The 238-nt window shown below is 69.7% G+C and carries 1 protein-coding gene; it reads right to left on the minus strand.

The window, feature by feature from the left end:
• Positions 1-238: thiamine pyrophosphate-dependent enzyme (locus D1614_RS28435; RefSeq protein ID WP_206610182.1), on the minus strand; the 238-nt coding region annotated here is incomplete at both ends.

The following is a 238-nucleotide window of genomic DNA, read 5'->3' on the forward strand; positions in this document are numbered from 1 at the left end:
GAATAGCGCGGGTTGGTGGTGAAGCCGATCTGATTGTTGACGATGAAGTGGACGGTGCCGCCGGTGCGGTAGCCCTTCAGGCCCGACAGGGTGAAGCACTCGGCGATGACGCCCTGGCCGGCGAAGGCCGCGTCGCCGTGCAGCAGCAGCGGCATGACGTGGCCGCGGCCGGTGGTCGGGTCCTCGCGCAGCTGCGCGGCCTGCTTGGCGCGGGCCTTGCCGATCACCACCGGGTTGA

Source organism: Maribellus luteus (assembly GCF_003576475.1).
Taxonomy (GTDB): Bacteria; Bacteroidota; Bacteroidia; order Bacteroidales; family Prolixibacteraceae; genus Draconibacterium; species Draconibacterium luteum.